Below are 25,980 nucleotides of genomic sequence, written 5' to 3'. Positions count from 1 at the left end.
GACAGACCGGCTCCGACCGTTTCTGACGCCGAATCCAGGTTGATCACGCTGCAGGGTCGGGCCGGACGCCACAATCTCAAACATTGTGCAGAATGGGCAAATTCCCGGCATGGAGCCATTGCGCAATTCGCATCTGGCGTTGCATTTGCAGCCCGTGATCGCATCAGGGCCTCCCATCGACTTGGGAGCGACGCCCCAACCCGCGATCAAATCAGGGCAGCGATGCAGTGTAGGCATAAGTAGAAAGCAAACATTCGCAGCCTTCTTACGAGCTATTGAAAATATATTGTTTATTGTGGATGTACAGCCACACCTCTTCCCAGAGCAACTTTGCCTATATTAGAGCTCTTCTAATAATAATGTGCCTGCCACCTACTTGCCACATTTTCTCAACGTGGCTATCAGGGCGCTTGAGTTTGTTGTTGTGTGACGCTCCATCTTAGTGCGTGCAGCGGGGGCTGCGGATGCGGATGCGTCTTTGAGGAGATTCGATATGCACCGCGCCGACAATCAGACTGCGCTTCAGCGCAGGGCGTGTGGCCAAGCCCATTTGCGCCAGACTTTCCTGTCCGGCTTCAGCCATTGCGCGCTGATGGCCCAATTGATGGGTGGTCTGGTCGTGGGAGCCCTGCTCGTCGCGCCGGCCTCGGCGCAGACGGCGGCCGGCGCTTCGGCGGACGGCACCATCGAACTCCAGACAATCGAAGTCGAAGGCACCGGCGAGGGCCGCATCGGCTCGGTCCCGGCGCCTTATGCCGGCGGCCAGGTCGCTCAGGGCGGATCGCTCGGCATCCTCGGCACGCAGAGCGTGATGAACACGCCGTTCAGCACGGTCAATTTCACCGAAAAGCTGATCAAGGATCAGCAGGCGCGCACGGCCGCGGACATTCTTGTCAATGACGCCTCGGTGCGCCTGACCACGGGCAGCAACGGATTCGACGACACCTTCCAGATCCGCGGTTTCCAGGTCAATTCCGAGGATGTGGGCTTCAACGGCCTCTATGGGCTGATCCCGTCCAACCGCGTCAACTCGCAATACATCGAGCGCATCCAGCTTCTGAAGGGACCGGGCGCCTTCATGAACGGCATTCCGCCGGGCGGAAGCGTCGGTGGTGCCATCAACATCATTCCAAAGCGCGCGATCGATGAAGCCTTCATCGAGGTCACGCCCGGCTTCATCAGCGACGGCAATTTCGGCGTCGCGGTCGATGCCAATCGCCGCTTCGGCGCGAACAAGGAATGGGGCATCCGCTTCAACGGCGTCGGCCGCAAGGGCGAAGCCTCGATCGAGGACGGCGATTGGGAATCCGGCGTCGGCGCGCTGTCGATCGACTACAATGGCGATCGCTTCCGGTGGGCACTCGACGCCATCACTCAGAACGACAACACGGAGAATTTCCGCCCGCAGGCGACTCTCCGTTCCGATATTCCGTTCATTCCCCGCGCGCCCGATGCACGCGGCAACTGGTTCCCGGGCACCGAGCTTGAGCAGCACGACAACACGATCGCGACGTTCGCCGAATACGATGTGACGGACTGGCTGACGGCCTATGCGGGCTATGGCCATCGCGAGGGCGAGAACTACCAGACCTTCCCGGATACCCGCGCGGTTAACGGCGGCGTCGATGAGAACGGCAACTTCTTCCTGACCAACTCGTATTACGATTCCTATTCCTCGACCGACAGCGGGAATGTGGGTCTGCGCGCGAACTTCGACACAGGCTTCGTGAACCATTCGATGAACGTCGTGTTCACCGGCTACACCGAGGAAAGCGGCTGGTCTTACACCCAGGGCGACGCAACGGTTCCGTCGAACATCTACAACCCGTCGCCACTTCCGAGCATATCCGGCGACCGTCTGGAACCGACCAAGACCGACCGGGAGACGCTCACGAGCTACGCAGTCGTCGATACGATGTCGTTTCTCGACGAGAGGATCCTGCTGACGGCGGGTGTCCGTTATCAGGAGGTCAAGCAGGAAACGTTCGGGGGCAATTCGTGGACGACCTCCTATGAGGCGGATGCGACGAGCCCGCTTGCCGGCATTGTGGTGAAGCCGTGGGACAAGGTTTCGATTTACGCAAATTATGCGGAAGGGCTTTCCGCCGGCGAGACTGTCCCCGCGAATTCTGGCTATTCCAATGCGGGCGAAGTCCTTGCACCGTACAAGTCGGATCAGCAGGAAGTCGGCGTGAAGGTCGATTGGGGCACGATCACGACGACCGCCGCGCTCTTCCAGATTTCGCGCCCCAATCTGGTGGGCACCGTGCCTGGTCCGCGGGATTATGATGGCGAGCAGCGGAATCGCGGCCTCGAGCTCTCTGCCTTCGGCGAGATCATTCCCGGCCTGCGCGGCTACGCCAGCGTGATGTTCCTGAACGCGGAACTGACGAACCCGGCCGATCCGTCGCAGCGTGGCAACGAAGCGGCAGGCCAGCCGGACTTCACGGCATCGGCCAGCCTCGAATGGGATACGCCGTGGGTGGAAGGGCTGTCCCTCAACGGACGCGTCATCTACACGTCGGGCTCCTACCTCACGAACGATAACCTTCTGGAGTTCCCGGATTGGACCCGCGTCGATCTCGGCGCGCGTTACGAGACCGTCATTCAGGACACGCCGGTCACCGCCCGGCTCACCGTCGAGAACGTGTTCGACGAGAACTACTGGCTGACCACCGGCAATTTCGTGACGGTCGGCTCGCCCCGCACCTTCCTCGGCTCCGTCGCGATGAAGTTCTGAGGGATGCACGCCAAGGCCGGCCCATCGCATGAGGGGCCGGCCAGAGGAACAGCTTTCACGATGATGCACGGCAGGCGCGTCCCTGCCGTGCATCGCGCATTTTGCGCCCAAAAACCTCCGAGCTCCGGACGCGTTCAGCGGGCTCCACGAACAGGCCTTTTCCGATGCCTCGATTGATCTCCCTCATCCGCATCGCGGCCCTTTGCCTGGCCTTCGGCGCGGCATCCACGGCCATTGCTGACGAAACCACCTATCCCATCACCATCATGCACGCCCTCGGCGAGACGGTAATCAAGAAGAAGCCGGTACGGGTCGCGACCGTGAACTGGGCGAACCATGAGGTGCCGCTGGCGCTCGGCGTGGTTCCGGTCGGTTTCGCGAGGGCCCCGTTCGGCGACGAGGACGGAGACGGGCTGCTGCCCTGGGTCGAGGCAAAGCTCAAGGAACTCGGCGCCGGCACGCCGGTCCTGTTCAACGAGGGCGACGGCATCGACTTCGAAGCCGTCGCGGCCACGCAGCCCGATGTCATCCTCGCCCCCTATTCCGGCCTGAGCCAGAAGGATTACGCCACCCTGAGCCAGATCGCCCCGGTCGTCGCCTATCCGGAGGCGCCGTGGTCAACGCAATGGCGCGACATGATCCGCCTCAGCAGCACGGCCATGGGAATGGCCGAAGAGGGCCAGGCGCTGATCGCGAAGATCGAGGCGGAGATCGCCGGGACGATTGCGCAATATCCGGAGCTGCGCGGCAAATCGGCGATGTTCGTCACGCACCTCAGCGCTCGCGACCTCAGCACCATCAATTTCTACACGCCGAACGACACCCGCGTGAAGTTCTTCGACGATCTCGGGCTCGTCTCTCCGAAGGCGGCGCTCGACGCCAGCCAGCCCGGCAAATATTCCGGTTCGATCAGCGCCGAGAAGATCGATCTGTTCGAGGACGTCGACATCTTCGTCACCTATGGCGGGCCCGATCTCCTCAAGGCGCTGGGCGACAATCCCCTGATGGCGCGGATGCCGGCCGTGAAGCGGCAATCGGTCGTCGTGCTCGGCCGCAATTCCGCCGGCACCGCCGCCAACCCCACGCCCCTTGCGATCTCCTGGGTTCTGAAGGATTACGTGGCCCTGTTGGCCGAGGCGGCGCGCAAGGCCGAGTGAGCGGGCGGACGTCGCAATTCATGGTTTCCGGTGTGTCCTCCGGTCGCCGCCACGCGGTTCGCGGCCTCGCTTTGCTGGGATTGTTCACCCTCCTCGCCGCGCTCATGGCGGTCTCGGTGATCGTCGGTGCGCGCGAGGTCTCGTTCGGCGATATCCTGGCGGCCATTGGCGGCCAGACGGAAACGATCGGCCAGTCCGCGGTCGCCGTACGCATACCCCGCATGGTGCTGGCCATCCTCGCCGGAGGGGCGCTCGGGCTGGCCGGGGCGGTCATGCAGGGCGTCACCCGCAATCCTTTGTCCGACCCCGGCATTCTGGGCGTCAATGCCGGGGCGGCGCTCGCCGTCGTCATCGGCGTCGCCTGGTTCGACATCACCTCCGCCGAATCCTATCTCTGGAGCGCACTGATCGGCGCCGGCGCGGCCACCTTGTTCGTCTACCGCATCGGATCGCTCGGGGCCGGGGGCGCCACGCCGCTGAAGCTGACATTGGCCGGCGCCGCGACATCGATCGCCTGCGCGTCGCTGATCATCGCCGTGGTTCTTCCCCGAAACGACATCGCCGGCGGCATCCAGTCCTGGCAGATCGGCGGCGTGGGCGGCGCCACGTTCGAACGGATCGTACCGGTTCTGCCGGTCCTCATTCTGGGCTTCGCGATCAGCCTGCTGGCCGCACGCAAGCTGAACTCACTCGCGCTCGGAGACGACGTGGCCGCCGCGCTCGGCGAAAACGTGGCGCTCGCGCGTGTCGTCGCGTCGGTCGGGGCGGTTCTTCTGTGCGGGGCGATAACGGCCCTGTGCGGACCCATCGGTTTCCTGGGTCTCGTCGTTCCCCATCTCTGCCGGCTGCTGATCGGCGTCGATTATCGCTGGCTTCTGCCGTTTTCCGCCCTGGGCGGCGCGTGCCTGCTCCTGGCCGCAGACGTTCTCGGGCGCGTCGTCGCCCGGCCGGGCGAGATCGAGGTCTCCATCATCACGGCCCTGATCGGCGCACCCTTCTTCATTTGGATCGTCCGTCGCCAGAAGGTCCGCGAATTGTGACGACGCATCAGGCCGCCATCCACGCCATCGCCGATCGCCGGCGCGGCCGCCTCGTTCGCCGCCGGCTCACGCTCGGCATTCTTCTGGCGCTGGTCTTCGGGCTTTTTGCGCTGACTCTGGTGCTCGGCCAGTCGTTCACGCCGCCCTCCATCGTGCTGCGCGTGATCCTGGGCGAGGATGTCGAAGGCGCGAGCTTCCTCATCGGCACGCTGCGCCTCCCGCGCGCCGTCATGTCGGTTCTGGCCGGGCTGGCCTTCGGGCTCGGCGGCGTCGTGTTTCAGGTCATGCTGCGCAATCCGCTGGCCAGCCCCGACATCATCGGCATCACCTCGGGCGCCAGCGCTGCCGCCGTGTTCTGCATCGTCGTCCTGTCGCTCAGCGGGCCCATCGTCTCCGTTATCGCGGTCATCGCCGGGCTTCTGGTCGCCTTGATCGTTTACGGCCTGGCGGTGCGAAACGGCGCTGCCGGGACACGCCTCATCCTGGTCGGCATCGGCGTCGCGGCCATGCTCAACAGCGTGGTCGCCTATATCCTGTCGAGCGCGCCCGCCTGGAACCTGCAGGAGGCGCTGCGCTGGATGACGGGCAGCGTCAACGGCGCCCAGCTCAGCGACGCCCTTTCGCTGTTCCTGGTCCTCTTCGTGTTCGGCGGGCTCCTTTTCACCCAGCGCCGCGACCTCGAGGCCCTCCGGATGGGCGACGACACCGCCGCCGCCCTCGGCGTCCGGGTGGGGCGGACGCGGATCATGGTCGTTTTCGCGGCGGTCGGCATGATCGCGTCCGTCACCTCGATCACCGGGCCCATCGCCTTTGTCTCGTTCCTGGCCGGCCCGATCGCCGCACGCATCGTCGGTGGCGGCGGGTCCCTGCTGCTCCCGGCGGCCCTGATCGGCGCGGTGCTCACCCTCGCCGCCGATTACACGGGGCAATTCCTGTTGCCGAGCCGTTATCCCGTCGGCGTCGTCACCGGCGCGCTCGGCGGGCCCTATCTGCTTTACCTCATCGTCCGCATCAACCGCAGCGGAAGGTCGCTATGACGGATCATCCCCGCCACGTCCTCACCGTCAGCCAGCTTTCGGCCAGCTATGGCGATACCGAAATCCTGCGACATCTCGACCTCGACGTACCGCCGGGAAAGATCACCGTGATCGTCGGCGCCAACGCTTCGGGCAAGTCCACGCTGCTGCGCACCATGTCCCGCCTCCTGTCGCCGACGGCCGGGCAGGTCCTGCTCGACGGACAATCGATCCACCGGATGCCAACCCGCGAGCTCGCCCGCACGCTCGGCCTGCTGCCCCAATCGCCCATCGCGCCGGAAGGCATCCTCGTGGACGATCTCGTCCGGCGGGGGCGCCATCCGCATCACGGCCTGTTCTCGTCGTGGACACGGAAGGACGAGGACGCGGTGGTGCATGCGCTGACCGCGACCCGCACCGCCGATCTCGCGGAGCGGCCGGTCGACGAGCTGTCCGGCGGCCAGCGCCAGCGGGTCTGGATCGCGATGGCGCTCGCGCAGGAAACGGACATCCTGTTCCTGGACGAGCCGACCACGTTCCTCGACATCAACCACCAGATCGAGATCCTCGACCTTCTGGTGGACCTCAACCAGGCTCGCGGCACGACCGTGGTGATGGTGCTGCACGACCTCAATCTCGGGGCGCGCTATGCCGACCATCTCATCGCGCTGGCCGGGGGCGGGGTGCATGTCTTCGGCGCGCCGGAAACGGTTCTGACCGAGGACAATGTCCGCGCCGTTTTCGGGCTCGACAGCCGCATCCTGACCGATCCGACCTCAGGCCGCCCCATTATGGTGCCCATCGGCCGGCACGGCATGCTGGACGATCACCGCATCCGCTAGATCCCGCATGCGGTCATCGGCCGTCAGCGAAGGTCGGCGGCCGCCTTTGCCAATGCCGTGATACGGCTGCGGTCACGGGCCGCCACGGCGTCGGGCGGGGTCAGCCAGGAGCCGCCCACCGCCGCCACGTTCGGCAGGGCAAGATAGCCACGCGCCTTTTCGACATCGATCCCGCCCGTCGGGCAGAATAGGATGTCCGGCAGCACCGGGGCCCAGGATTTCAGCATCGCCGTGCCGCCCGAGGCTTCGGCGGGGAAGAATTTCAGCACCTTGCGCCCGTGCTCGCGCAGCCGCATCACCTCCGAGGCTGTGACGGCGGCGTGCAGCCAGGGCAGGTCGAAATCGGCCCCTTCCCGCAGCAGCGCGTCGGTGCAGCCGGGCGAAACGAGGAAGCGTGCGCCGGCAGCCTTGGCCGCTTTGGCCTGGTCCATGCCGAGCACCGTTCCCGCGCCGACCTGGGCCTCGGGAAACCGGCGCGCGACGGCCTCGATCACCTCAAGCGCGCCCGGCGTCCGCAAGGTGATCTCCAGCACATCCACGCCACCGTCGAGCAGGGCGCCGCACACATCGATCGCTTCTTCGGCCGTCTGGAAGGTCAGGACGGGAACGACGGGGCCACGGCCGAGAAGATCCCGCAGGGCCTGATTGTGGTCGATCATCGTGGGCTCCGTTTCGGTCAGTGGGCGAGCGCCGCCGTCACGTCGCGGCGGAACGGCATGGGGGCCACCGCGCCATGGCCGCGCGTCTGCAGCGCGGCGGCGACATTGGCGTAGCGCGCGGCGGCGAAGGGATCGCCGGTCACGAGATATTCCGCGAGGAAGGCGCCGCCGAACGTGTCGCCCGCGCCCGAGGCGTCCACCGCGTCCACGCTGATGCCGGGCACCACGCAACGCCGCTCCGGCGTAGCGACGAGGCAGCCTTCGCGGCCGAGCGTCAGCGCCACGATGCGGGGCCCGAGCCCGAGATAGAAATCGGCGATCTCATCCGGTGTCTGCAGGCCGGTCAGCTGGCGCGCATCGTCGAGCCCCGGCCGGGCAATCGTGACATCGGCCATGGCGCGGTGGATCACCGCGCGGGCGCGCTCCAGCGGCCACAGCCGCAGCCGCAGATTGGTGTCGTAGGAGATCAGCGCCCCGGCGGCCTTTGCCTGCGCCATGGCGGAGACCACGCATTCGCTGGCGCTATCGCTGATGGCCTGGCTGATGCCGGAGACGTGGAGGATACGGGTGTCCGCCAGAAGCGCGTTCGAGAGTTCGGCCTCGCTGATCCGGCTCGCCGCCGAGCCGAAGCGGGCATAGCTGAACTCGTGCCCGTCCGCGCCATAGGTGATGAAATAGGCTCCGGTATAGCCGTCCGACCGGGTGATGACGGTGCTGCGGTCGATCCCCTCGCGGTCCCACAGATCGAGGAAATCGCGCCCGAAGCGGTCGTCCCCCAGCGCGGTGAACAGCGCGACCTTCGCGCCCTGCCGCGCCGCGGAGACCGCGACATTCGCCACATCACCGCCGAAACCCGGCAGCATCAGTCGCTCGCCGGCGCGCGTCACTTCCGCGAACTCCATCAGGGGTTCGCCGATGCACAACAGGTCGAACCGTTTTGCCACAGGAGCCACCGTCCCGCTCATTCGGCCGGCATCCGCACCACGAGATCGTCACGCGCGGCGGCGCAATGGTGCCGGGCGACCTCGACCGCCCGTGCGCAATCGCCGCTCGCGATGGCGTCGACCAGGAGACGGTGCTCCTCGAGGATGTTGGTGATGCGGTTCTCGCCGAAGCCGTAGCGCTTGCGGATGGCGACCACGAGCTCCCAGCCCTGATCCTGGATGCGGGCCGCTTCCGGATTGTCGCCGACGATGGCGATGAAGCGGTGCAGGGCCCGATTGGCCTGCACCATGCCGGCCGCGTCGTTGGCGGCCACGGCCTCCTCATAGATCTCGGCATGGCGGCGGAGTTTCACCGTCTCGTCCGCACTGATCTTGCGGGACGCGTTCTCGACCAGCAGCGCCTCGATCGCCGCGCGCATGTCGTGCATGTCGATGACGAATTTGCGCGTCACGCCGCGCAGGATAGCGCCCTTGTGCGGATCGATGACGACGAGCCGGTCGCCCTCCAGCTGGCGCAGCGCCTCACGCACGGGGATTGGGCTGACCCCGTATTTGGCGCTGAGCTGCGCCACGCGCAGGCGGGTGCCGGGCGCGATGTCGCCGCTGACGATGTCCTTGCGAATGGCCTGCTCGACGCGGGAGGACATCGTCTCGGATATGCCGTTGAGAATGACCTCGGTCACCGCGCCTCCCGCCTCCGTCAGCCCGTAGCTGCGAAAGCCTATCATCGTCCGCTTCATCATAGCACAGAGCTACGGCGCGGCTTGCCTTCTTATATTATATATTATATTTGATCGTCGAGTGCATCATTCCTCGCATACGAGGGATGCTCAAAACGCTGGGCGGGACACCGGACAGCGAAACAGCGGCCACAAGAGCCGCAGGCACGATTGGGAGGATTATTCATGAGCGATTTCCACGACCCCAACAGACAATGGCGTAACCGGTTCGCGATGGACCGGCGGCGCATGCTGATGCTGATGGGCGCGACATCGGCGCTGCCCTTCCTGCCGACGATGGCCCATGCGCAGGAAACGCCGCGCAAGGGCGGCGTGCTGAAGCTGGCCGCGCCCTTCAATCCGTCGAGCCTCGATCCCGTCACAGGCGGCGCGGGCTCGGATCACATGATCCTCTATCCGATCTTCGACACGCTGGTCGATTTCGAGCCCACCACCTTGTCCGCGCGGCCGGGGCTTGCGCTCGCGTGGGAATTCCCCGATCCGCAGACCCTTCTTCTCACCTTGCGGCCGGGCGTGCGCTTCCACGATGGCGAGCCCTTCAATGCGGAAGCGGTGAAGGCCAATCTCGACCGCGCGAAGAGCGATCCGCGCTCCGCCGTGCGCGGCGATCTGCAATCGCTCGAATCCGTCGAAGTGGTGGCCGACGATAAGGTGGCGCTGAAGCTCAACCGGCCCGACACCGCGCTACCGCTGATCCTGGCCGATCGTTCGGGCATGATGTCGTCGCCCAAGGCGTTTGCCGGCAAGGGCCGCGATTACGACCGCTCACCGGTCGGCACGGGGCCGTTCAAGTTCGAGAGCTGGGCCGACAATGATCGCGTCGTGCTCACGAAAAACGCCGATTATTGGGACAAGGACCTGCCGCACCTCGACGGCATGGTGTTCCAGATCATCACCGATCTGAACACGGGCCTGAGGTCCGTCGTCGCCCGCGAGAACCATTTCGCCTACCGGCTGAACCCGCAGCAGAAGCTCGTCGCCGAGCGCGCGGGCAAGAGCGTCATCATCAGTTCGACGCCGACGATCGCCGACTACCACCTCATCTTCAATTACTCGCGCAAGCCGCTGAACGATGTGCGCGTGCGTCAGGCCATCAATTATGCGGTGGACCGCGACGCCTTCAACCGCGCCGCCCTGCTCGGCCTCGGCGTGCCCGCGCAGACCATGCTGCCGCCCGGCTATTGGGCGCACGATTCCTCGCTCGACAATTTCTACACCTACGATCCGGACAAGGCGAAGGCCCTGCTCAAGGATGCGGGCTATGAGAATGGCGTCGACATCCAGTTCTTCGGCAATGCCGACCAGGCCTCGCAGCAGCGTCACGAGGTCATCATCGAGCAGCTGCGCAAGGTCGGCATTCGCGCCAACCTGACCTCCGGCTCCAATGCCGACATGTACCAGCGCTTCATGGTTCGCGGCGAGGGCGACATGATCATGACGCTGTGGACCGGCCGCCCCGATCCCAGCCTGCCCTTCCTGCTGGTCTATGGCGAAAACGGCTTCAACAATCCCGGCAAGGTGCCGCCGCCGCCCGAGCTCGCCGCCGCGCAGAGCGAATCGCAATCGGCGGTCAGCCAGGACGATCGGCGCAAGGCCTTCGCCAAGCTGGAGCGGGCGGCCCTGGAGCACGCTCTGTCCTGCGAGGTCGCCTTCGTGCCGGGCATCGAGGTCTTTTCGCCGGCCGTGAAGGGCTACACGCCCAACCTGCTCGGCAAACCCAAGTTCAACACGATCTGGCTCGAAAGCTGATGTCGCGGCGCCGCCCCGCGCGGCGCCTCCGACCCTGAGGGAGACATTATGATCCACAGACGCCATGTTCTCGCCGGTCTCGGCGGCCTCGCGGCATTGCCGCTCCTGTCCTCGACCATGCTGTCCTCGGCCGCGCACGCCCAGGGCGCCCCGCGCAAGGGCGGCGTGCTGAAGGTCGCGGCGCCGTTCAACCCCTCCACGCTCGATCCGGTGACGGGCGGCACGGGGTCGGACCACATGCTTCTGTATCCGATCTTCGACACGCTGGTGGACTTCGAGCCCGCCACGCTGACGGCGCGTCCGGGCCTCGCGACCGCGTGGACCTTCACCGACCCGAAGACCCTGACCATGACGCTGCGCGAAGGCGTGCTGTTCCACGACGGCACCCCCTTCAACGCGGAAGCCGCCAAGGCCAACCTCGACCGCGCCAAGTCCGATCCGCGCTCGTCGGTGCGCGGCGACCTGCAGACCGTGACCTCCGTCGATGTCACCGGCCCGCACGAGATCACCATCCGCCTCAGCCAGCCCGACACCGCGCTGCCGCTGATCCTGGCCGACCGCGCGGGCATGATGTCCTCGCCCAAGGCGGTCGAGGAGAGCGGCCAGGGCTATGACCGCAAGCCGGTCGGCACCGGGCCGTTCAAGTTCGAGCGCTGGAACGACAACGACGTCGTCGTGCTGACGAAGAACGAGAATTATTGGCAGTCCGGCCTGCCCCATCTCGACGGCATCACCTACCGCATCATCACCGATCTCAACACGGCGCTGCGCTCCATCATCGCCGGGGAGAACCATTTCTCCTACCGCCTCAATCCGCAGCAGAAGCTCGTCGCCGACCGGATGAAGGGCAAGGTGATCGTCAGCTCCACGCCGACGATCGCGGACTATCATCTGCTGTTCAATTACGGCCGCAAGCCGCTGAACGACGTGCGTGTCCGTCAGGCCATCAATTACGCGATCGACCGCAGCAATTTCAACGAACTGGCCCTGCTCGGCCTCGGCGTGCCGGCGCAGACCATGCTGCCGCCCGGCTATTGGGCGCACGATGAAAGCCTGAACGATTTTTACACCCACGATCCTGACAAGGCGAAGGGGCTTCTCAAGGAGGCCGGCTTCGAGAGCGGCGTGGACATCCAGTTCTTCGGCTATTCCGACCAGGCCTCGCAGCAGCGTCACGAGATCATCATCGAGCAGCTGCGCAAATCGGGCATCCGCGCCCAGATGACGGTGGGTTCGAGCGCCGACATGTACCAGCGCTTCATGGTGCGCGGCGAAGGCGACATGCTGCTGGCGCTGTGGACCGGCCGGCCCGATCCCAGCCAGCCCTTCGCGCTGGTCTATGGCGAGAACGGCTTCAACAATTCAGGCAAGGTGCCGCCGCCGCCGGAAATGGCCGCCGCCCAGATCGAATCGCAGTCCAGCACCGACCAGGCCGCCCGCAAGGCCGCCTTCTCCAAGCTGGAGCGCGCGTCGCTGGAGCACGCTTTGTCCTGCGAGTTGGCCTTCGTGCCGGGCATCGAGGTCCATACGCCGGGCGTGAAGGGCTACGAGCCCAACCTCCTCGGCAAGCCGAAGTTCAACGGGATCTGGCTGGAGGCCTGACGGCCTTCATGCCCCGCACAGCGAGACCATGATGAAGATCGCAAAGATCGAGGATCTGCACGCCAATTCCGGCTGGCGGACCACGTCCTTCCTGAAGATCACGACCGACGAGGGCGTGATCGGCTGGTCGGAGTACAATGAGAATGTCGGCAATGCCGGCCTGACGGCGACGATCCGCGCTCTGTCGGATCGCCTGATCGGCCAGGATCCGATGCGGGTCGAATGGATCCTCGCGCAGCTCTACACACATGCGGTGCCGGCCTGGTCCGGCATCAACCAGCACGCGCTGGCCGCCATCGGCAATGCGCTGCTCGACATCAAGGGCAAGGCGCTCGGCGTTCCCGTCCACGCGCTGTTCGGCGGCGCGGTGCGCGACCGTCTGCCCGTCTACTGGTCGCATTGCGGCACCTATCGCGTGCGCTATCCCGAAATCCTCGGCGCCAACCCCATCCGCACCTATGACGACATCCACAAGATGGGCGAGGAGGTGCGGGCCAAGGGCTTCCGCGCGCTGAAGACCAACATCATGATGCTGGAAGACGGCAAGATCGCCAATTTCCGGCCCGGCTTCGGCACCATGCCCGGCTTCCCCGAGCTGAACCCGCAACCCCAGGTTCTGGAAAGCGTCAAGCGCCAGATGGAAGCCCTGCGCGCCGGCACGGGGCCCGATGTCGAGATCATGCTCGACGCCAATTTCCACTTCCGCACGGAGGGCTATCTCCAGCTCATCCGCGCGCTCGAGCCCTACAATTTGTCCTGGCTGGAACTCGACACCTACGATCCGGGCAGCCTCGCGCTGCTGCGGCGGGAGGCGGGCTTCCCCATCGCCAGCGGTGAATCGCTCTACCAGCGGCGCAGCTACAAGCCCTTCCTCGACGCCTACGCCATGGACGTCGCCATCGTCGACGTTATCTGGAACGGCTTCATCGAGAGCCTGAAGATCGCCTCGCTGGTCGACACCTACGAAGTCAACGTCGCGCCGCACAATTTCTACGGCTACCTCGCCGATCACATCTCGGCCCATTTTGCCGCGCTCGTGCCGAACCTGCGCATCATGGAAATGGATATCGACGACGTGCCGTGGAAGGGCGAATTCGTCACCCATGCGCCGGTCATCGAGAACGGACAGTTCGTGGTGCCGGACCGTCCGGGCTGGGGCACGGATGTCGACGAGGCCGCCGTCCGCCGGCGCGCGGCCTGAAGACCGAACGGAAACCCGCGGGAGGTTCGTCGTGAGCATTCAGGATCCCAATATCGCCATGGGAGCGGCACCCTCCGCGCCGCTCCTCGACGTGCGCGATCTCGCGATCTCGTTCCGCAACGGGCGCAACGCCGTGCAGGTCACGCGCGACGTGTCGTTCCAGATCCAGCCCGGCGAGATCGTCGGTCTGGTCGGCGAGAGCGGCTGCGGCAAGACGGTCACGGGCCTTGCCCTGATGGGCCTCCTGCCGCCGCGTACCACCGAGATCGAAGGCCAGATCCTGCTCGAGGGCGAGGATCTCGCCCGCATGTCGGCGCGCGAGATGCGCCGCCGGCGCGGCCGCAAGATCAGCATGATCTTCCAGGAGCCGATGAGCGCGCTCGACCCGGTCTTCACCATCGGCGAGCAGATCACCGAGACGCTGCTCGCGCACCGCAATGTCAGTCGCAAGGAAGCGCGCGACCGCGCGGTGGACGCCCTGAACAAGGTCGGCATCCCCGAGCCGGCGCTGCGCTACAATGCCTATCCCCACCAATTGTCCGGCGGCATGCGCCAGCGCGCGATGATCGCCATTGCGCTCGTGTGCGAACCGCGCCTTCTCATCGCCGACGAGCCGACCACCGCGCTCGACGTCACCGTGCAGGCGCAGATCGTGGACGTGCTGGGCGAGCTGTGCTCGCGGCTCGGCATGGCCATGCTGTTCATCACCCACGATCTCGGCCTCGTCGCGCAGACCTGCTCGCGCCTCGTCACCATGTATGCGGGCGAGGTCGTCGAGCAGGGCCTGATCGATGACGTCCTCGTCCAGCCCCGCCATCCCTACAGCTCGGGCCTGCTGCGCTCGCTGCCGTCGCTGTCGCCGCGCAAATCGCCCCTGCCCGCCATTCCCGGCCGCGTTCCCCAGCGCGGCCAGATGCCGGAGGGCTGTCGCTTCCGCCCGCGCTGCACCTATGCGCAGCCGAAATGCGAGGAGAAGCAGCCCCTGTTCATGCTGGAGGGCGCCGCCCGCGCCCGCTGCTGCCGCCACGCCGAGATCGCCCCTCCGGGAGTTCTGTCATGAGTGCCGCCCAGAAGCCCCTGCTGTCCACGCAGGATGTCGGCATCCATTTCAAGGTCGGCGGCAACAAGCTGCTGCGCGCAGTGGACGGCGTCAGCGTCGAGGTCATGCCCGGCGAGACCTTCGGCATCATCGGGGAATCCGGCTCGGGCAAGACCACGCTCGGCCGCGCCCTCGTCTGCCTGGAAAAGCCCTCGGCCGGCCATGTCCTGCACGGCGATGTTGATCCCTACACGCTGGGCGCCGGCGCGCTGCGCCGCCACCGCCAGCACTTCCAGATCGTCTTCCAGGACCCCAACGCCGCGCTCGACCCGCGCATGACGATCCTGGGCTCGATCCGCGAGCCGCTCGACATTGCGGGCGAACTGCCGAAGGCCGAGCGTGAGGCCCGCGCCATCGAGATGATGGAGCGCGTCGGCCTGTCGCCGGATTTCCGCCATCGCTATCCGCACGAGCTGTCGGGCGGTCAGAAGCAGCGTGTGTGCATCGCCCGCGTGCTCACGCTGCGCCCCTCCGTCATCGTCTGCGACGAGGCGGTGGCCGCGCTCGACGTCTCGATCCAGGCCGACATCCTCAATCTGTTCGCGGAGCTGCAGAAGGATTTCGGGCTCACCTACGTCTTCATCACCCACAATCTGGGCGTGGTGGCGCATGTCAGCGACCGCATCGCCGTGATGTATCTCGGCCGCGTGGTCGAGATGGGCCCGACCGAAGAGATCATGGCCCATCCCTTCCACCCCTACACCGAAGCTCTGCTCTCGGCGGAGCCGGAGGCGCTGCCATCCAATCTGCGCACGGAGCGGCGCGTGATGCTCCAGGGCGAATTGCCGAGCCCCGTCTCGCCGCCGTCCGGCTGCCGTTTCCGCACCCGCTGCCGCTACGCCGAGCCCACCTGCACGGATGTGGAACCGGCCTTCCGCGAAGTGGCTCCGGGCCGGCATGTCGCCTGCCATTTCGCGCCGGAGATCACCTCTCCGGTCGTGCACATGCCGCCCGTGGCCGGGCAGGCGGACAAGGGTGCCTGGTATGTCTAAGGGTTTCCGCGGCGCCATTCTCGGACGCCTTCTCCAGATCCTCCCGGTCATCGTGCTGGCCACGCTCATCGTGTTCGGCCTGCTTCAGCTCGTGCCGGGCGATCCCGCGGCCGTCATCGCGGGCGAATACGCCACGGCCGAGCGCATCGCGCAGATCCGCGAGATGCTGGGCCTCGACCTCCCGCTCTGGGAGCAATATCTGCGCTGGCTGACCAACGCCCTTCAGGGCGATCTGTCGACCTCGCTCATCAACGGCCAGCCGGTGCTCGACGAGGTCATGCGCCGCCTGCCGAACACGCTCCTGATCGTCGTTCTCGCGCTGATCCTGTCCATCGTCATTGGCGTGCCGCTGGGCATCATCGCCGCCACCAATGTCGACAGCCCGGTGGACCGCGCCGTCACCAGCATCGCCTCGCTCGGCGTCGCGGTGCCCAATTTCTGGCTGGGCATGATCCTCGTCGGGTTCTTCTCGCTCGGGCTCGGCTGGTTCCCGACCACGGGGTCGGTGCCGCTCACCGAGGATTTCGGGCGCTCCCTTCTCCACGCCACGCTGCCGGCCATCGCCCTGGCCTCGGGCGGCATCGCCGAGATCACCCGCCAGCTGCGCAGCGCATTGCTCGAAGTGCTGTCCTCGCAATATGTACGCACGCTGCACGCCAAGGGCCTGTCGCAGAGCCGCATCCTGTGGAAGCACGGCCTCAAGAACGTGTCGCTCACGCTCCTCACGGTGATCGGCCTCGTCTTCAACCGGACGCTCGGCGCGACGGTCGCGATCGAGGCGGTGTTCGCCATTCCCGGCACCGGCTCGCTCGTCGTGGCCTCCGCCACCAACAAGGACTTCCCCATCGTTCAGGGCTCCGTGTTCGTGCTGGTGATCATCGTCATCTCCGTGAACCTGATCATCGACCTCCTCTATGCCGCTCTCGATCCCCGGGTGAACAAACGATGAGCCTCGATACCGCACTCCCGGCCCCGACGACGCGCAGCCTGCGCGCCAGCCGCTTGTGGCGTTGGCTCACCTCGGATATCCGCGCGGCCTCCTGCCTGCTGTTCCTCCTGGTGCTGCTGGTGCTGTCGGTGTTCGCCGATTTCATCGCGCCGCATCTCCCGTTCGAGCAGAGCGTGGACATCCTCGCCCCGCCGAGCGCCAACCATTTGCTCGGCACCGACGATCTCGGCCGCGACGTGTTCAGCCGGCTGATCCACGGCGCTCCCTACACGCTCTATGCCAGCTTCCTCGCGGTGATCGTCGGCCTCGCCATCGGCCTGCCGGTCGGCGTCATGGCCGGCTATTTCGGCGGCTGGATCGACAATCTCGTCGGGCGCATCATCGACACCTTCCAGTCGTTCCCAAGCATCATCCTGGCCATCGCGGTCACGGGCGCGCTGGGCATCGGCCTGACCAACGCCATGATCGCGGTCGGCATCGTGTTCGCGCCCGGCATCGCCCGCCTCGTGCGCGTGCAGACCATGGTGGTGAAGACCGAACTCTACGTCGATGCCGCGCGCACCTTCGGCGCGTCGACCTCGCGCGTCGTCTTCCGCCACATCCTGCCGAACGCCATCCAGCCGGTCATCGTGCAGGTCACGCTGCTGCTCGCCACGGCCCTGCTGGCCGAAGCCAGCCTCAGCTTCCTCGGTCTCGGCGTGCAGCCGCCCGATCCGAGCTGGGGCCAGATGCTGGCGCGCGGCTACACCTACATGGAGATCGCGCCCGAGCAGATGTACGCGCCGGGCCTTGCCATCCTGTTCACGGCCGTCGCCTTCAACGGACTCGGGGAATCGCTGCGCTCCCTGCTCGATCCCACCCGCCGCCGCAGCGATTGAGAGGGCCCGCAATGTCGCGACCAAAGGTACTTTCCACGGGCCCCGCTCTGCATCCGGACGCCATCGCCCTGCTCCAGCGGGATTGCGAGCTCGTGATGCCCGCCAATGACGATCCGGATCTCCTGCGGCGCAACATCGCCGATGCCGAGGGCCTCATCGTGCGCACCAAGCTGCCCGACGATGTCTTCGACCACGCGACGCGCCTGCGCGCCTGCGTGCGGCACGGCGTGGGCCTCGATTTCATCCCCGTGGAAGCCGCCAGCGCGCGCGGCATCCCGGTGGCCAATCTGCCCTTCGCCAACTCGCAGGCCGTCATCGAGCACACGATCGGCGTCGCATTGGCACTGGCGCGCGATCTGTGCGGCGTCGAGAGCCGTTTCCGCTCCGGTGGATGGGGCACGCGCGGCTTCGCCGGCGTCGAACTCGCGGGCAAGACGCTCGGCGTCGTTGGCTGCGGCCATATCGGCCGCGGCGTCGCCCGCGCGATGCGGTCCGCGTTCGGCATGCGGGTGCTGGGCTACAATCGCAGCCCCATCACCGAGCCGGACATCGAGCAGGTAGCGCTCGATCGCCTGTTCCGCGAGGCCGATATCATCAGCCTGCACATCGCATCCACGCCCGAAACGCGCGGTCTGGTCGACGCCGCCGTGCTCTCGGCCGTGAAGCCCGGCGCCATCCTCGTCAACACCGCGCGCGGAGACCTGATCGACACGCAGGCCCTGATCGCAGCCTTGCAGGACGGGCGCCTGCGCGCCGCGGGTCTCGATGTGTTCGAGCCCGAACCCCTGCCGGCCGACGACCCCCTGCTCGGCGCACCGAACCTCCTGCTCACCCCGCACATCGCCGGGCTGACCGGCGAAAGCGCCCGCCGCATGAGCGTCGAATCCGCCGAGGAGATGCTGCGTCTCCTGCGCGGCGAAGCGCCCCTGAACCTCGTCAACGGCGACGCGCTGGGCAGGCGCTAGACGACACGGCGGCGGGTCCGGATCGAAATGTCTCATGCATTTCGTCCGATGCCCGCGTCATAATGGGGGACAGGTCCAGCCCGATCGCAGGTCTCCACCATGCCGGCGTCACGCCTCGTTCTTCATCTGCCGGCGGCGCAGAAAACCCCGGTCACGCTCCCTTACGTGTCCGATCCGCCCGCCGCCCACGGCCGCAAACTCCCGAATGGCACGATCCTCGTCACCGACGAGGCCGCCCCCTCCGTCTTCTACAAATTCACGCCCTGGAAAAATTCCGAGCTCGCCTTCAACGAGGCCGACATCTACGCCCGACTTCGGTGCGGTGACGGCATTCCCGGAATGGTTCGTCTCCTCGGGATTTCGGGCACGCAGGAGCATTTCATCCGGGCCGTCGAGCGGTCGCACATCGGCGCCCTGAACAGCTTCCTGTTCAAACAGACGCGCGGCGAGACCCTCGACCCGGATCTGGTTCGCTCGCTCCTGATGCAGATCGCCGAAGGCATGGCCGGGCTCCACGCACTCAATATCGTCCATCGCGATCTCAAGGCGGAAAACGTCCTCGTGTTCGGAGCCGATGCCGACGCGCGGAACGGAAGAAACGTCAGGGCCAGGATCGCCGATTTCGACCGCAGCGTGCACCTTCCCCACGGCTCCGTCCTCGACAAGCCGGTCGGCTCGCTGTTCCACATGGCGCCCGAATTGCTGTCGTGGAAAGCGTACGACCGAAAGGTCGATGTCTACGCCTTCGGCATCCTGATGTTCGAGGTGGCCCATGGCGGAGCACGCGCCTACGGCAACGTGGCCACCGGCATGCCGGATTCGATCCCTCAGGCCGAATTCGCCGGCAAGGTCGTCGAAGAGGGCCTTCGCCCCCGCTGGATCTTTGAGGACGAGGACCTGAAACGCATCGCCGCGCAATGCTGGGCCGCGGACCCCGCTGAACGGCCGGAATTCGACGAAATCTTCGAGCAGCTGAAATCCCGCTCGCCGTGGCACGCGCAGATAAGGGCGAATCTGGCGGCGGGAGACGATCTCGCCCCAGCGGCAACCGTGCGCGTCGGGATCGCAAGCCATATCGGCTGCGTCCGACGCAGCATGGAAGACGCGGCCTGCGTGCTGGAAACGCCCCTCGCGCAGATCGCAGCCGTTTTCGATGGCCTGCGAGGCGCGGAAGCCAGCACGTTCGCGGCGCGCCGCCTCGCCATGGCACTGGCCGACGATCTGGCAGGCGACGGCACGGACCCATCCGCGGCGATTGCCCGGGCGTTCGGCACCACGGACGCCACGATGCGGGAGATGGACCCGGCGATGGATGCGGGCAGCACCGCCTCCATCGCCGTCGTCTCGAACGACGATCTGCTGCTGGCCTGGCTCGGCGATTCGCCGGCCTATCTGTTCCGCAATTCCCCCGCTCCGGGCGAAATTTCCTCGCTGTCGCTCGTGGAACGGCACCTGCCCGGCCGTGAGGAGGAAGCCGCCCGCATCTCGGCAGCCGGCGGAATCGTGGATCGCGAAAAAAGGTGGATGGACAGCGGCGAGGCGATGCCCTGGGGCCCTCTGCGCGTCTTTGTTCCGGCAAGCGGCCGTCCGGAGGGCATCGCAGTGTCGCGCGCGCTCGGCTTGTTTTCCTTCAAGCCGGCCATCGGCAACGAGCCGGACATGGTGCGCATTGCACGCACCGACGACGATCTTTTCCTGGTTCTGGGCTCGGACGGCGTGTTCGACGTGCTGGCGCCGTCGGCCGTCCTCGAGGCCGCGACGGCGTCCGAAACGCCTCAGCAAGCGGCGGATGCGATCATCACAGCCGTGCTGGCCGCCGGCGCCCCCGACAATGCGAGCGTCATCGTCATCGATCTGAAGCGCCCGTCAGACCGGAACTGACGTCCGGACGATCAAAAAAAGCGGGCGCCTGGGGCGCCCGTTGAGAAGGTTCACATATTGGTTTGAAAGCCTGCCCGACGCGGACCGCGCACAGGCAGGCGATCCTTCAGGCGTTGGCTGCCGCCTTGTATTTCGCGGCCTCTTCCGAACCGCCGGTGGCATTGCCCTTCGAGTAGGAGTGCGCGCCGACGCCGGCGAGCGCACCACCCTGCACGATGAGATATTCGTCGCGGATCGGGCGGTTCTCGAAATAGCATTCCAGGATCTCGCGCGTGCCGGCCGCATAGCGCGTCTGAGCGGAGAGCGAGGTGCCAGACATATGCGGCGTCATGCCCTCGTTCGGCATGGTGCGCCACGGATGGTCGTTCGGCGCGGGCTGCGGGAACCACACATCGCCCGCATAGCCGGCCAGCTTGCCCGATTCCATGGCGCGCACGATCGCATCGCGGTCGCAGAGCTTGCCGCGCGCGGTGTTGACGATGTAGGCGCCGCGCTTGAACAGCTTCAGCGTCTCGTCGTTGATCATGTGCTCGGTTTCAGGATGCAGCGGGCAGTTGAGCGTGACCACGTCGCAATGCGGGTACATGTCCTCGCGCGTCGCATGCCAGGTCAGGTTCAGCTCCTTTTCGACCGATTCCGGCAGGCGATGACGGTCGGTGTAATGAAGCTTCACGTCGAACGGGGCCAGGCGGCGCAGCACCGCGAGGCCGATGCGGCCGGCGGCGACCGTGCCGACATGCATGCCCTCGAGGTCGTAGGACTGCTTCACGGCGTCGGCGATGTTCCAGCCGCCCTTGCGGACGATGTCATGCGCGGGGATGTAATTGCGCACGAGGCCGAGGATCATCATCACGACGTGTTCGGCAACCGAGATCGAGTTGCAGAAGGTGACTTCCGCGACCGTGACATTGTTCTCGATGGCGGCCTGCAGGTCGACGTGGTCGGAGCCGATACCGGCGGTCAGGGCCAGCTTCAGCTTCGGCGCCTTGGAGATGCGCTCGGCCGTCAGATAGGCCGGCCAGAACGGCTGCGAGATGATAATCTCGGCATCGTGCAGGTGCTTTTCGAGATCGGAATCGGGGCCATCCTTCGAGGAGGTCACCACCAGTTCGTGGCCGAGGCCCTCGAGGTATTTGCGCAGGCCAAGCTCTCCCGAAACCGAGCCAAGCATCTCGCCGGGCTTGAAGTCGATCGCCTTCGGGGTCGGTGCGGTCTGACCGTCTGAATAGACCTTGATTTCCGGAATATCGTCGCGCGCATATTTCGGCGGGAACCCGGTTTCCGGATCATCGTAAAGAATAGCAACAACTTTGGCCACTTTTTGCCTCCCAGATCATTGCCCCAATTGGAATACAGCAGATCAAAACATCATGTTTTGTATCGTTATAATCTGTATACCTTGCGAGGTCATCGAGAGATAAACCTCGACTACGTGGCTATTTCTGGCGGCGTACTGGCGAATGCTCAAACTAATAGTTTTTGTAGATTGATAGAAGAAACCTATCAGTCTCTCAAAATGTCCCTCAATCCATTCAGCGCGTCGCGGGCGTTCACCAGCCGCACCAGCGCCTGCGTCACGGGCTGAAGCGGCTCGCGCTCGGCGACGACGAGGCCGATCTGGTGCGTGACCTCCGGCTCCACCAGCTTCAGCACCCGCAGGCCTTCGGCTCCTCCCAGCAGATCGAGATAGGTCTGCGGCATCACGCTTGCCCACCGGCTGCGCCGCAGATGGGCCATGAGGGTGAGCGGCGAATTGGTCTCGAAAACCGGTCGCACCACGGTGCCCACCTCGCGGAAATGCATGTCGAGGATGCGGCGGTTCTGCATATCCGGCGTCAGCAGGCCCAGCGGCAGGCCGGCGGCCTCCTCCCAGCTCGCCTCCCCGTTTTCCGACAGCGGAGAGCGGAAGGGCGTCACCAGCACGTAGCGCTCGTCGTAAAGCGGAAAGCTCCGGACACGGGCCAGAGGCTCGTTGTCGAGATAGGTGACGCCGGCATCGAGTTCGAAGGCGTCGAGCCCACGCTGGATCTCGGCCGAGGTCTGCGAGAGCACGATGGTCGAGGTGCGCGGGTGCTGCGCCGCGAACGGCTCGGTGATCCAGTGCATCAGCGGCAGGGCCATGGGAATGACGCCCAGCGTCAGCCGGCCGACGAGGCCCTCGCGCAGGCTGCCCAATTCCTGCGTCAGGCCCTCGTAATCCGACAGCATGCGCTGCGCCCAGGCCAGCACGCGTTCGCCCTCGGCGGTCAGGCCGATGAAGCGATGGCCGCGCTCCACCAGCAGCACGCCCAGCACCTCCTCGATCTGCTTGATGCCGGCGGACAGGGTCGGCTGTGTGACATGGCAGGCGGCGGCCGCGCGCGCGAAATGACGCTCCCGTGCCAAAGCCGTGAAATATTGCAATTGCCGGATCAGCATCGCGCCCGCTCCCGAAATCCGGCCGCTTGGCCGGGCGGGCAGCTTTACCGGAGGCGGGGCTGCTGGAAAACCACCGCAGTCGCGCGCGGCGCGGCTCCGTTCAGCCGAGATAGTTCGGCTTGAACCCCGAGATCGCCACGAGGCCATCCCAATCGTCGATCGTCAGCAGGCCGTTGCGAAGCTGCACGAGCTTGCGCGCCCGCATGTCCTGCAAAGTGCGGTTGACATGCACGGTGGAAAGGCCGAGCGCATCTCCGAGATCGGTCTGCGTGGCGGGCAGCGGGCAGGTGTGGGGCTCCGCCAGTCCGACCCGCTCATACCGCCGGTAGATCTCGCAGAACAGATGGCCCAGCCGCTCGAACGCGCTGCGCCGCCCAAGGCTCGTGATGCACTCTCGATAAGCGGCCGCCTCCGCGAGGACGTGCCGCAGCAGCGCCGTCTGCACATCGGGATGCGCCTTCAGCAGCGCCCGCAACCGCGCTTGCGACAGGAACATCAAGGTGCTGTCCACCAGCGTCACCAGCGAATGATCGTTTCTGCCGAGAAAGAGGGATTGGAGATCGGGAACGTCACCCGCGATGCAGAATCCCAGGATCTGGCGCCGCCCGTCCTGCAGGATCTTCTGGCGGATCAGGCAGCCGTCCAAGAGGAGGCAGACGAAATCCGTGCGCTCGCCATCGCGGATCACCTCGCTCGCCGCCTCCAGTGTCCGTACCGAGGCCGCGGCCGACAGAAGAACGTCGACCCATCCCGCTCCCAGATCGGGAAAGCGGGTCCGGCACAGATTCGACGCCTGGGTCTGACGCAGCGGCGCGGTCATGAGGCTCGATCCGGCCTCTCGTCATGAGGCCCGGCACGGAAATCGCGGCCTTCGGCACCCAGTTCACATACGGAATCGGCGCTCCGGACATCGTGAAGCTCGTGCGCGAATCCCGACATATCGTCTTCACAACCCCTGGTAGTGATGGCATGTCACACCACGGAAACCTTTGGCGCAAGGGGGAAGCTTTGCCGGATCATGCAAGACAGGGCCTGCCGATGGCGGATCGCCGCGCTGAAGGCTTCCCGGGCAACATGCGGGGGCATGCCGTCAGCTCATGCCAAGCCCGATGCCGCGCCCTTGCCGCATGCCCGGCACAATGCTAGCCCCTGATGCTCCGCGCGTGCCCGCCGGCGCGCCCCTGTTCCTCGCACTCACGGCGAAACGATCATGACCCTGCGCCTGCATCGCGGCGATCTTCCCGATGGCCTGACCTTCACCGGCTCCGTGGCCATCGACACCGAGACCCTCGGCCTCAACCCGCACCGCGACAGGTTGTGCCTCGTCCAGCTGTCCTCGGGCGACGGCAATGCCGAGCTCGTGCAGATCATGCCGGGCCAGAACCGCGCCCCCAATCTGGAAGCCTTGCTGCGCGACCGCTCGGTGCAGAAGCTGTTCCATTTCGCCCGCTTCGACGTCGCGGTCCTGTTCAAGACCTTCAACGTGATGCCCGAACCCGTCTGGTGCACCAAGATTGCCTCGCGGCTGGTGCGCACCTACACCGACCGGCACGGCCTCAAGGATCTCACCCGCGAGCTTCTCAACGTCGAGATCTCCAAGCAGCAGCAGAGCTCCGATTGGGGCGCCGAGACGCTGACGGAGGCGCAGCTCGCCTACGCCGCCTCCGACGTGCTCTATCTCCATCAGCTCAAGGACAAGCTCGAAGCCCTGCTCGCCCGCGAGGGACGCACGGCGCTTGCCGAGGCCTGCTTCGCCTTTCTGCCCATCCGCGCCGCCCTCGACCTGACAGGCTTCGCGGAGCAGGATATCTTTTCGCATTCGTAACGACGCGCCGCGCGGCGCCGGAGCACCCCTCGAGTGAGCTTTGCCACGTACGACGCCGCGTCCGGTGGCCTCTCCCTGCAGGACAAGCGGGCGAGGGCGCTGGCTGCGGCGCGGCGGCACACAAGGCTGGTGCGGTTTCTGCGCGTGGCCCTGCCCTGTTCCGCGCTGCTGCTGCCGCTGGCGGTTGTCGTTCCGATCGTGCTGGCGCCCGTCGCCAACCTGCCCAATGTGGACCTCGAGGCCATCGGCATCACCTCCACCGGCATCGCGATGGAGCATCCGAAGATGACGGGCTTCAACGAGGATCGCCGCGCCTACGAGATCACCGCCGACCGCGCCGAGCAGAACCTGTCCACGCCCACGCTGCTCGGCCTGATCGGGATTCGCGGGCAAATGGAGGGCCAGAACAAGGGCTGGACCCGGCTCACGGCCGCGCGCGGCATGCTGGAAACCAAGACCGAGGTGCTCGACCTCACCGAAAGCATCCTCGTCGAGACCGATCTCGGCGACCGGGCAACGCTCACGCAGGCGCGCGTCGCCTTCAGCGCCGGGGAAATTCAGTCCGACGCCCCGGTTGAAATCTCGACCTCGAAGATGAACCTGAAGGCCCAGCGCATGCACGTCACCGAAAGCGGCGACAGCATCACCTTCGAAGGCGGCGTCGTCATGGTGCTGTCCACTGAGCCCGATCCGGCTCCGGAAACCCCGCAATGAACGCCCGCCTCCTCTTCGCCGCTTTGCTTTGCCTCGCCGGCAGCCCGGCTCTGGCCCAGCAAGCGGTCACGTCCGCCTTTTCCGGCTTCTCGGGAAGCTCGGGCGAGCCGGTGCAGATCGAGGCCGACCGGCTCGACGTGCGCGAGAAGGACCAGGCCGCCATCTTCTCCGGCAATGTCTTCGTCAAACAAGGCGCGTCGAGCCTGCGCACCCGCCAGCTCACGATCCTCTACGACAACCAGAACGGAGGGGCCCCCGCCGCGCCCGTAGCCGCATCGCCCGGCGCGAACGTTTCGCCGATGGGCCGCAACATCCGCCGGCTCGAAGCGAAGGGCAGCGTCGAGGTCATGTCCGGAGACCAGAAGGCCGTCGGCGATCAGGGCGAATTCGACATGCCTAGCAACAAGGCCATCCTGAGGGGCAATGTCGTCGTTACCCAGGGCACGAACGTGCTGAAGGGCGAGCGCCTCTTTGTCGATCTCACCACCCAGCAATCCCGGCTGGAGGCGGCCAATACCGGCCGTGTCCAGGGCGTGTTCACGCCCGGCCAGGGCCGGCCGGGCCCCTGA

The 25,980-nt window shown here is 66.0% G+C and carries 23 protein-coding genes; 17 read left to right on the top strand and 6 right to left on the bottom strand.

Annotation, left to right across the window (positions count from 1 at the left end; all coding sequences use genetic code 11):
• Window positions 1–493: 493 nt before the first annotated feature.
• From ACQ6S1_RS11350 to ACQ6S1_RS11330, 5 genes are all read left to right on the top strand, one after another.
• A complete protein-coding gene (locus ACQ6S1_RS11350) occupies window positions 494–2,740 on the top strand; it encodes a TonB-dependent receptor (RefSeq protein WP_445041332.1) in 2,247 nt (748 codons plus the stop codon).
• Window positions 2,741–2,904: 164 nt separating this feature from the next.
• Complete coding sequence (locus ACQ6S1_RS11345) at window positions 2,905–3,897, top strand: iron-siderophore ABC transporter substrate-binding protein (RefSeq protein WP_445041331.1); 993 nt, start codon at window positions 2,905–2,907, stop codon at window positions 3,895–3,897.
• A 20-nt stretch (window positions 3,898–3,917) separates the two neighbouring features.
• The gene (locus ACQ6S1_RS11340) at window positions 3,918–4,937 is read left to right on the top strand and encodes a FecCD family ABC transporter permease (RefSeq protein ID WP_445041330.1); all 1,020 of its coding nucleotides are present in this window, start codon (window positions 3,918–3,920) and stop codon (window positions 4,935–4,937) included.
• Window positions 4,934–5,974: a FecCD family ABC transporter permease gene (locus ACQ6S1_RS11335; RefSeq protein WP_445041329.1), complete on the top strand. Its 1,041-nt coding sequence runs from the start codon at window positions 4,934–4,936 to the stop codon at window positions 5,972–5,974. Before ACQ6S1_RS11340 ends, ACQ6S1_RS11335 begins: the two co-directional genes overlap by 4 nt.
• Entirely contained in the window at window positions 5,971–6,795 is an 825-nt protein-coding gene (locus ACQ6S1_RS11330; RefSeq protein ID WP_445041328.1) for an ABC transporter ATP-binding protein, read from the top strand. Before ACQ6S1_RS11335 ends, ACQ6S1_RS11330 begins: the two co-directional genes overlap by 4 nt.
• Before the next feature lie 23 nt (window positions 6,796–6,818).
• On the opposite strand, the gene eda is transcribed toward ACQ6S1_RS11330, so the two are convergent.
• Genes eda through ACQ6S1_RS11315 form a run of 3 tightly spaced genes read right to left on the bottom strand, consistent with a single transcriptional unit; the run spans window position 6,819 to window position 9,126 of the window.
• Entirely contained in the window at window positions 6,819–7,454 is a 636-nt protein-coding gene (eda, locus tag ACQ6S1_RS11325; RefSeq protein ID WP_445041327.1) for a bifunctional 4-hydroxy-2-oxoglutarate aldolase/2-dehydro-3-deoxy-phosphogluconate aldolase, read from the bottom strand.
• Window positions 7,455–7,471: 17 nt separating this feature from the next.
• Window positions 7,472–8,419: a sugar kinase gene (locus ACQ6S1_RS11320; RefSeq protein WP_445041326.1), complete on the bottom strand. Its 948-nt coding sequence runs from the start codon at window positions 8,417–8,419 to the stop codon at window positions 7,472–7,474.
• Window positions 8,416–9,126 carry a GntR family transcriptional regulator gene (locus ACQ6S1_RS11315; protein WP_445041325.1) on the bottom strand — a complete coding sequence of 237 codons (711 nt, stop codon included), beginning with the start codon at window positions 9,124–9,126 and terminating at the stop codon, window positions 8,416–8,418. The genes ACQ6S1_RS11320 and ACQ6S1_RS11315 overlap by 4 nt, the downstream gene beginning before the upstream one ends.
• A gap of 177 nt (window positions 9,127–9,303) precedes the next feature.
• On the opposite strand from ACQ6S1_RS11315, the gene ACQ6S1_RS11310 reads away from it, so the two are divergent.
• The 9 genes from ACQ6S1_RS11310 (at window position 9,304) to ACQ6S1_RS11270 (ending at window position 20,454) form a co-directional block, all read left to right on the top strand.
• Window positions 9,304–10,887, top strand: a complete 1,584-nt coding sequence (locus ACQ6S1_RS11310; RefSeq protein WP_445041324.1) for an ABC transporter substrate-binding protein — start codon at window positions 9,304–9,306, stop codon at window positions 10,885–10,887.
• Between the two features lie 48 nt (window positions 10,888–10,935).
• A complete protein-coding gene (locus tag ACQ6S1_RS11305; RefSeq protein WP_445041323.1) occupies window positions 10,936–12,489 on the top strand; it encodes an ABC transporter substrate-binding protein in 1,554 nt (517 codons plus the stop codon).
• 28 nt (window positions 12,490–12,517) lie between these two features.
• Window positions 12,518–13,690, top strand: coding sequence for a mandelate racemase/muconate lactonizing enzyme family protein (locus ACQ6S1_RS11300; protein WP_445041322.1), 1,173 nt, complete (start codon window positions 12,518–12,520; stop codon window positions 13,688–13,690).
• A 58-nt stretch (window positions 13,691–13,748) separates the two neighbouring features.
• A complete protein-coding gene (locus tag ACQ6S1_RS11295) occupies window positions 13,749–14,750 on the top strand; it encodes an ABC transporter ATP-binding protein (protein WP_445042004.1) in 1,002 nt (333 codons plus the stop codon).
• Window positions 14,747–15,781, top strand: a complete 1,035-nt coding sequence (locus ACQ6S1_RS11290) for an ABC transporter ATP-binding protein (protein WP_445041321.1) — start codon at window positions 14,747–14,749, stop codon at window positions 15,779–15,781. The genes ACQ6S1_RS11295 and ACQ6S1_RS11290 overlap by 4 nt, the downstream gene beginning before the upstream one ends.
• On the top strand, window positions 15,774–16,730 hold the full coding sequence (locus ACQ6S1_RS11285; RefSeq protein WP_445041320.1) for an ABC transporter permease: 957 nt from the start codon (window positions 15,774–15,776) through the stop codon (window positions 16,728–16,730). Before ACQ6S1_RS11290 ends, ACQ6S1_RS11285 begins: the two co-directional genes overlap by 8 nt.
• Complete coding sequence (locus ACQ6S1_RS11280; RefSeq protein WP_445041319.1) at window positions 16,727–17,608, top strand: ABC transporter permease; 882 nt, start codon at window positions 16,727–16,729, stop codon at window positions 17,606–17,608. The genes ACQ6S1_RS11285 and ACQ6S1_RS11280 overlap by 4 nt, the downstream gene beginning before the upstream one ends.
• Window positions 17,609–17,619: 11 nt before the next feature.
• Entirely contained in the window at window positions 17,620–18,573 is a 954-nt protein-coding gene (locus ACQ6S1_RS11275) for a hydroxyacid dehydrogenase (RefSeq protein WP_445041318.1), read from the top strand.
• Between the two features lie 99 nt (window positions 18,574–18,672).
• On the top strand, window positions 18,673–20,454 hold the full coding sequence (locus ACQ6S1_RS11270) for a bifunctional protein-serine/threonine kinase/phosphatase (protein WP_445041317.1): 1,782 nt from the start codon (window positions 18,673–18,675) through the stop codon (window positions 20,452–20,454).
• Between the two features lie 106 nt (window positions 20,455–20,560).
• Here ACQ6S1_RS11270 and ACQ6S1_RS11265 read toward each other — a convergent pair whose 3' ends face one another.
• The 3 genes from ACQ6S1_RS11265 to ACQ6S1_RS11255 all read right to left on the bottom strand — a co-directional run bounded on the left by ACQ6S1_RS11265 (window position 20,561) and on the right by ACQ6S1_RS11255 (window position 23,692).
• Window positions 20,561–21,772, bottom strand: a complete 1,212-nt coding sequence (locus tag ACQ6S1_RS11265; RefSeq protein ID WP_445041316.1) for an NAD-dependent formate dehydrogenase — start codon at window positions 21,770–21,772, stop codon at window positions 20,561–20,563.
• A 185-nt stretch (window positions 21,773–21,957) separates the two neighbouring features.
• The gene (locus ACQ6S1_RS11260; protein ID WP_445041315.1) at window positions 21,958–22,872 is read right to left on the bottom strand and encodes a LysR family transcriptional regulator; all 915 of its coding nucleotides are present in this window, start codon (window positions 22,870–22,872) and stop codon (window positions 21,958–21,960) included.
• 100 nt (window positions 22,873–22,972) lie between these two features.
• Window positions 22,973–23,692, bottom strand: a complete 720-nt coding sequence (locus tag ACQ6S1_RS11255) for a Crp/Fnr family transcriptional regulator (RefSeq protein WP_445041314.1) — start codon at window positions 23,690–23,692, stop codon at window positions 22,973–22,975.
• 390 nt (window positions 23,693–24,082) lie between these two features.
• Between ACQ6S1_RS11255 and ACQ6S1_RS11250 the strand changes: the two genes are divergently transcribed.
• From ACQ6S1_RS11250 to ACQ6S1_RS11240, 3 genes are read left to right on the top strand one after another with little or no spacing between them, the layout of a single operon-like run.
• Window positions 24,083–24,697, top strand: a complete 615-nt coding sequence (locus ACQ6S1_RS11250) for a ribonuclease D (protein ID WP_445041313.1) — start codon at window positions 24,083–24,085, stop codon at window positions 24,695–24,697.
• Between the two features lie 33 nt (window positions 24,698–24,730).
• On the top strand, window positions 24,731–25,411 hold the full coding sequence (lptC, locus tag ACQ6S1_RS11245; RefSeq protein WP_445041312.1) for an LPS export ABC transporter periplasmic protein LptC: 681 nt from the start codon (window positions 24,731–24,733) through the stop codon (window positions 25,409–25,411).
• Complete coding sequence (locus ACQ6S1_RS11240; protein WP_445041311.1) at window positions 25,408–25,980, top strand: LptA/OstA family protein; 573 nt, start codon at window positions 25,408–25,410, stop codon at window positions 25,978–25,980. Before lptC ends, ACQ6S1_RS11240 begins: the two co-directional genes overlap by 4 nt.

It is taken from the genome of Terrihabitans aquatilis (assembly GCF_052542005.1).
Note: the sequence above shows the minus strand (reverse complement) of the source record. Positions and strands in the feature narration are given on the sequence as shown.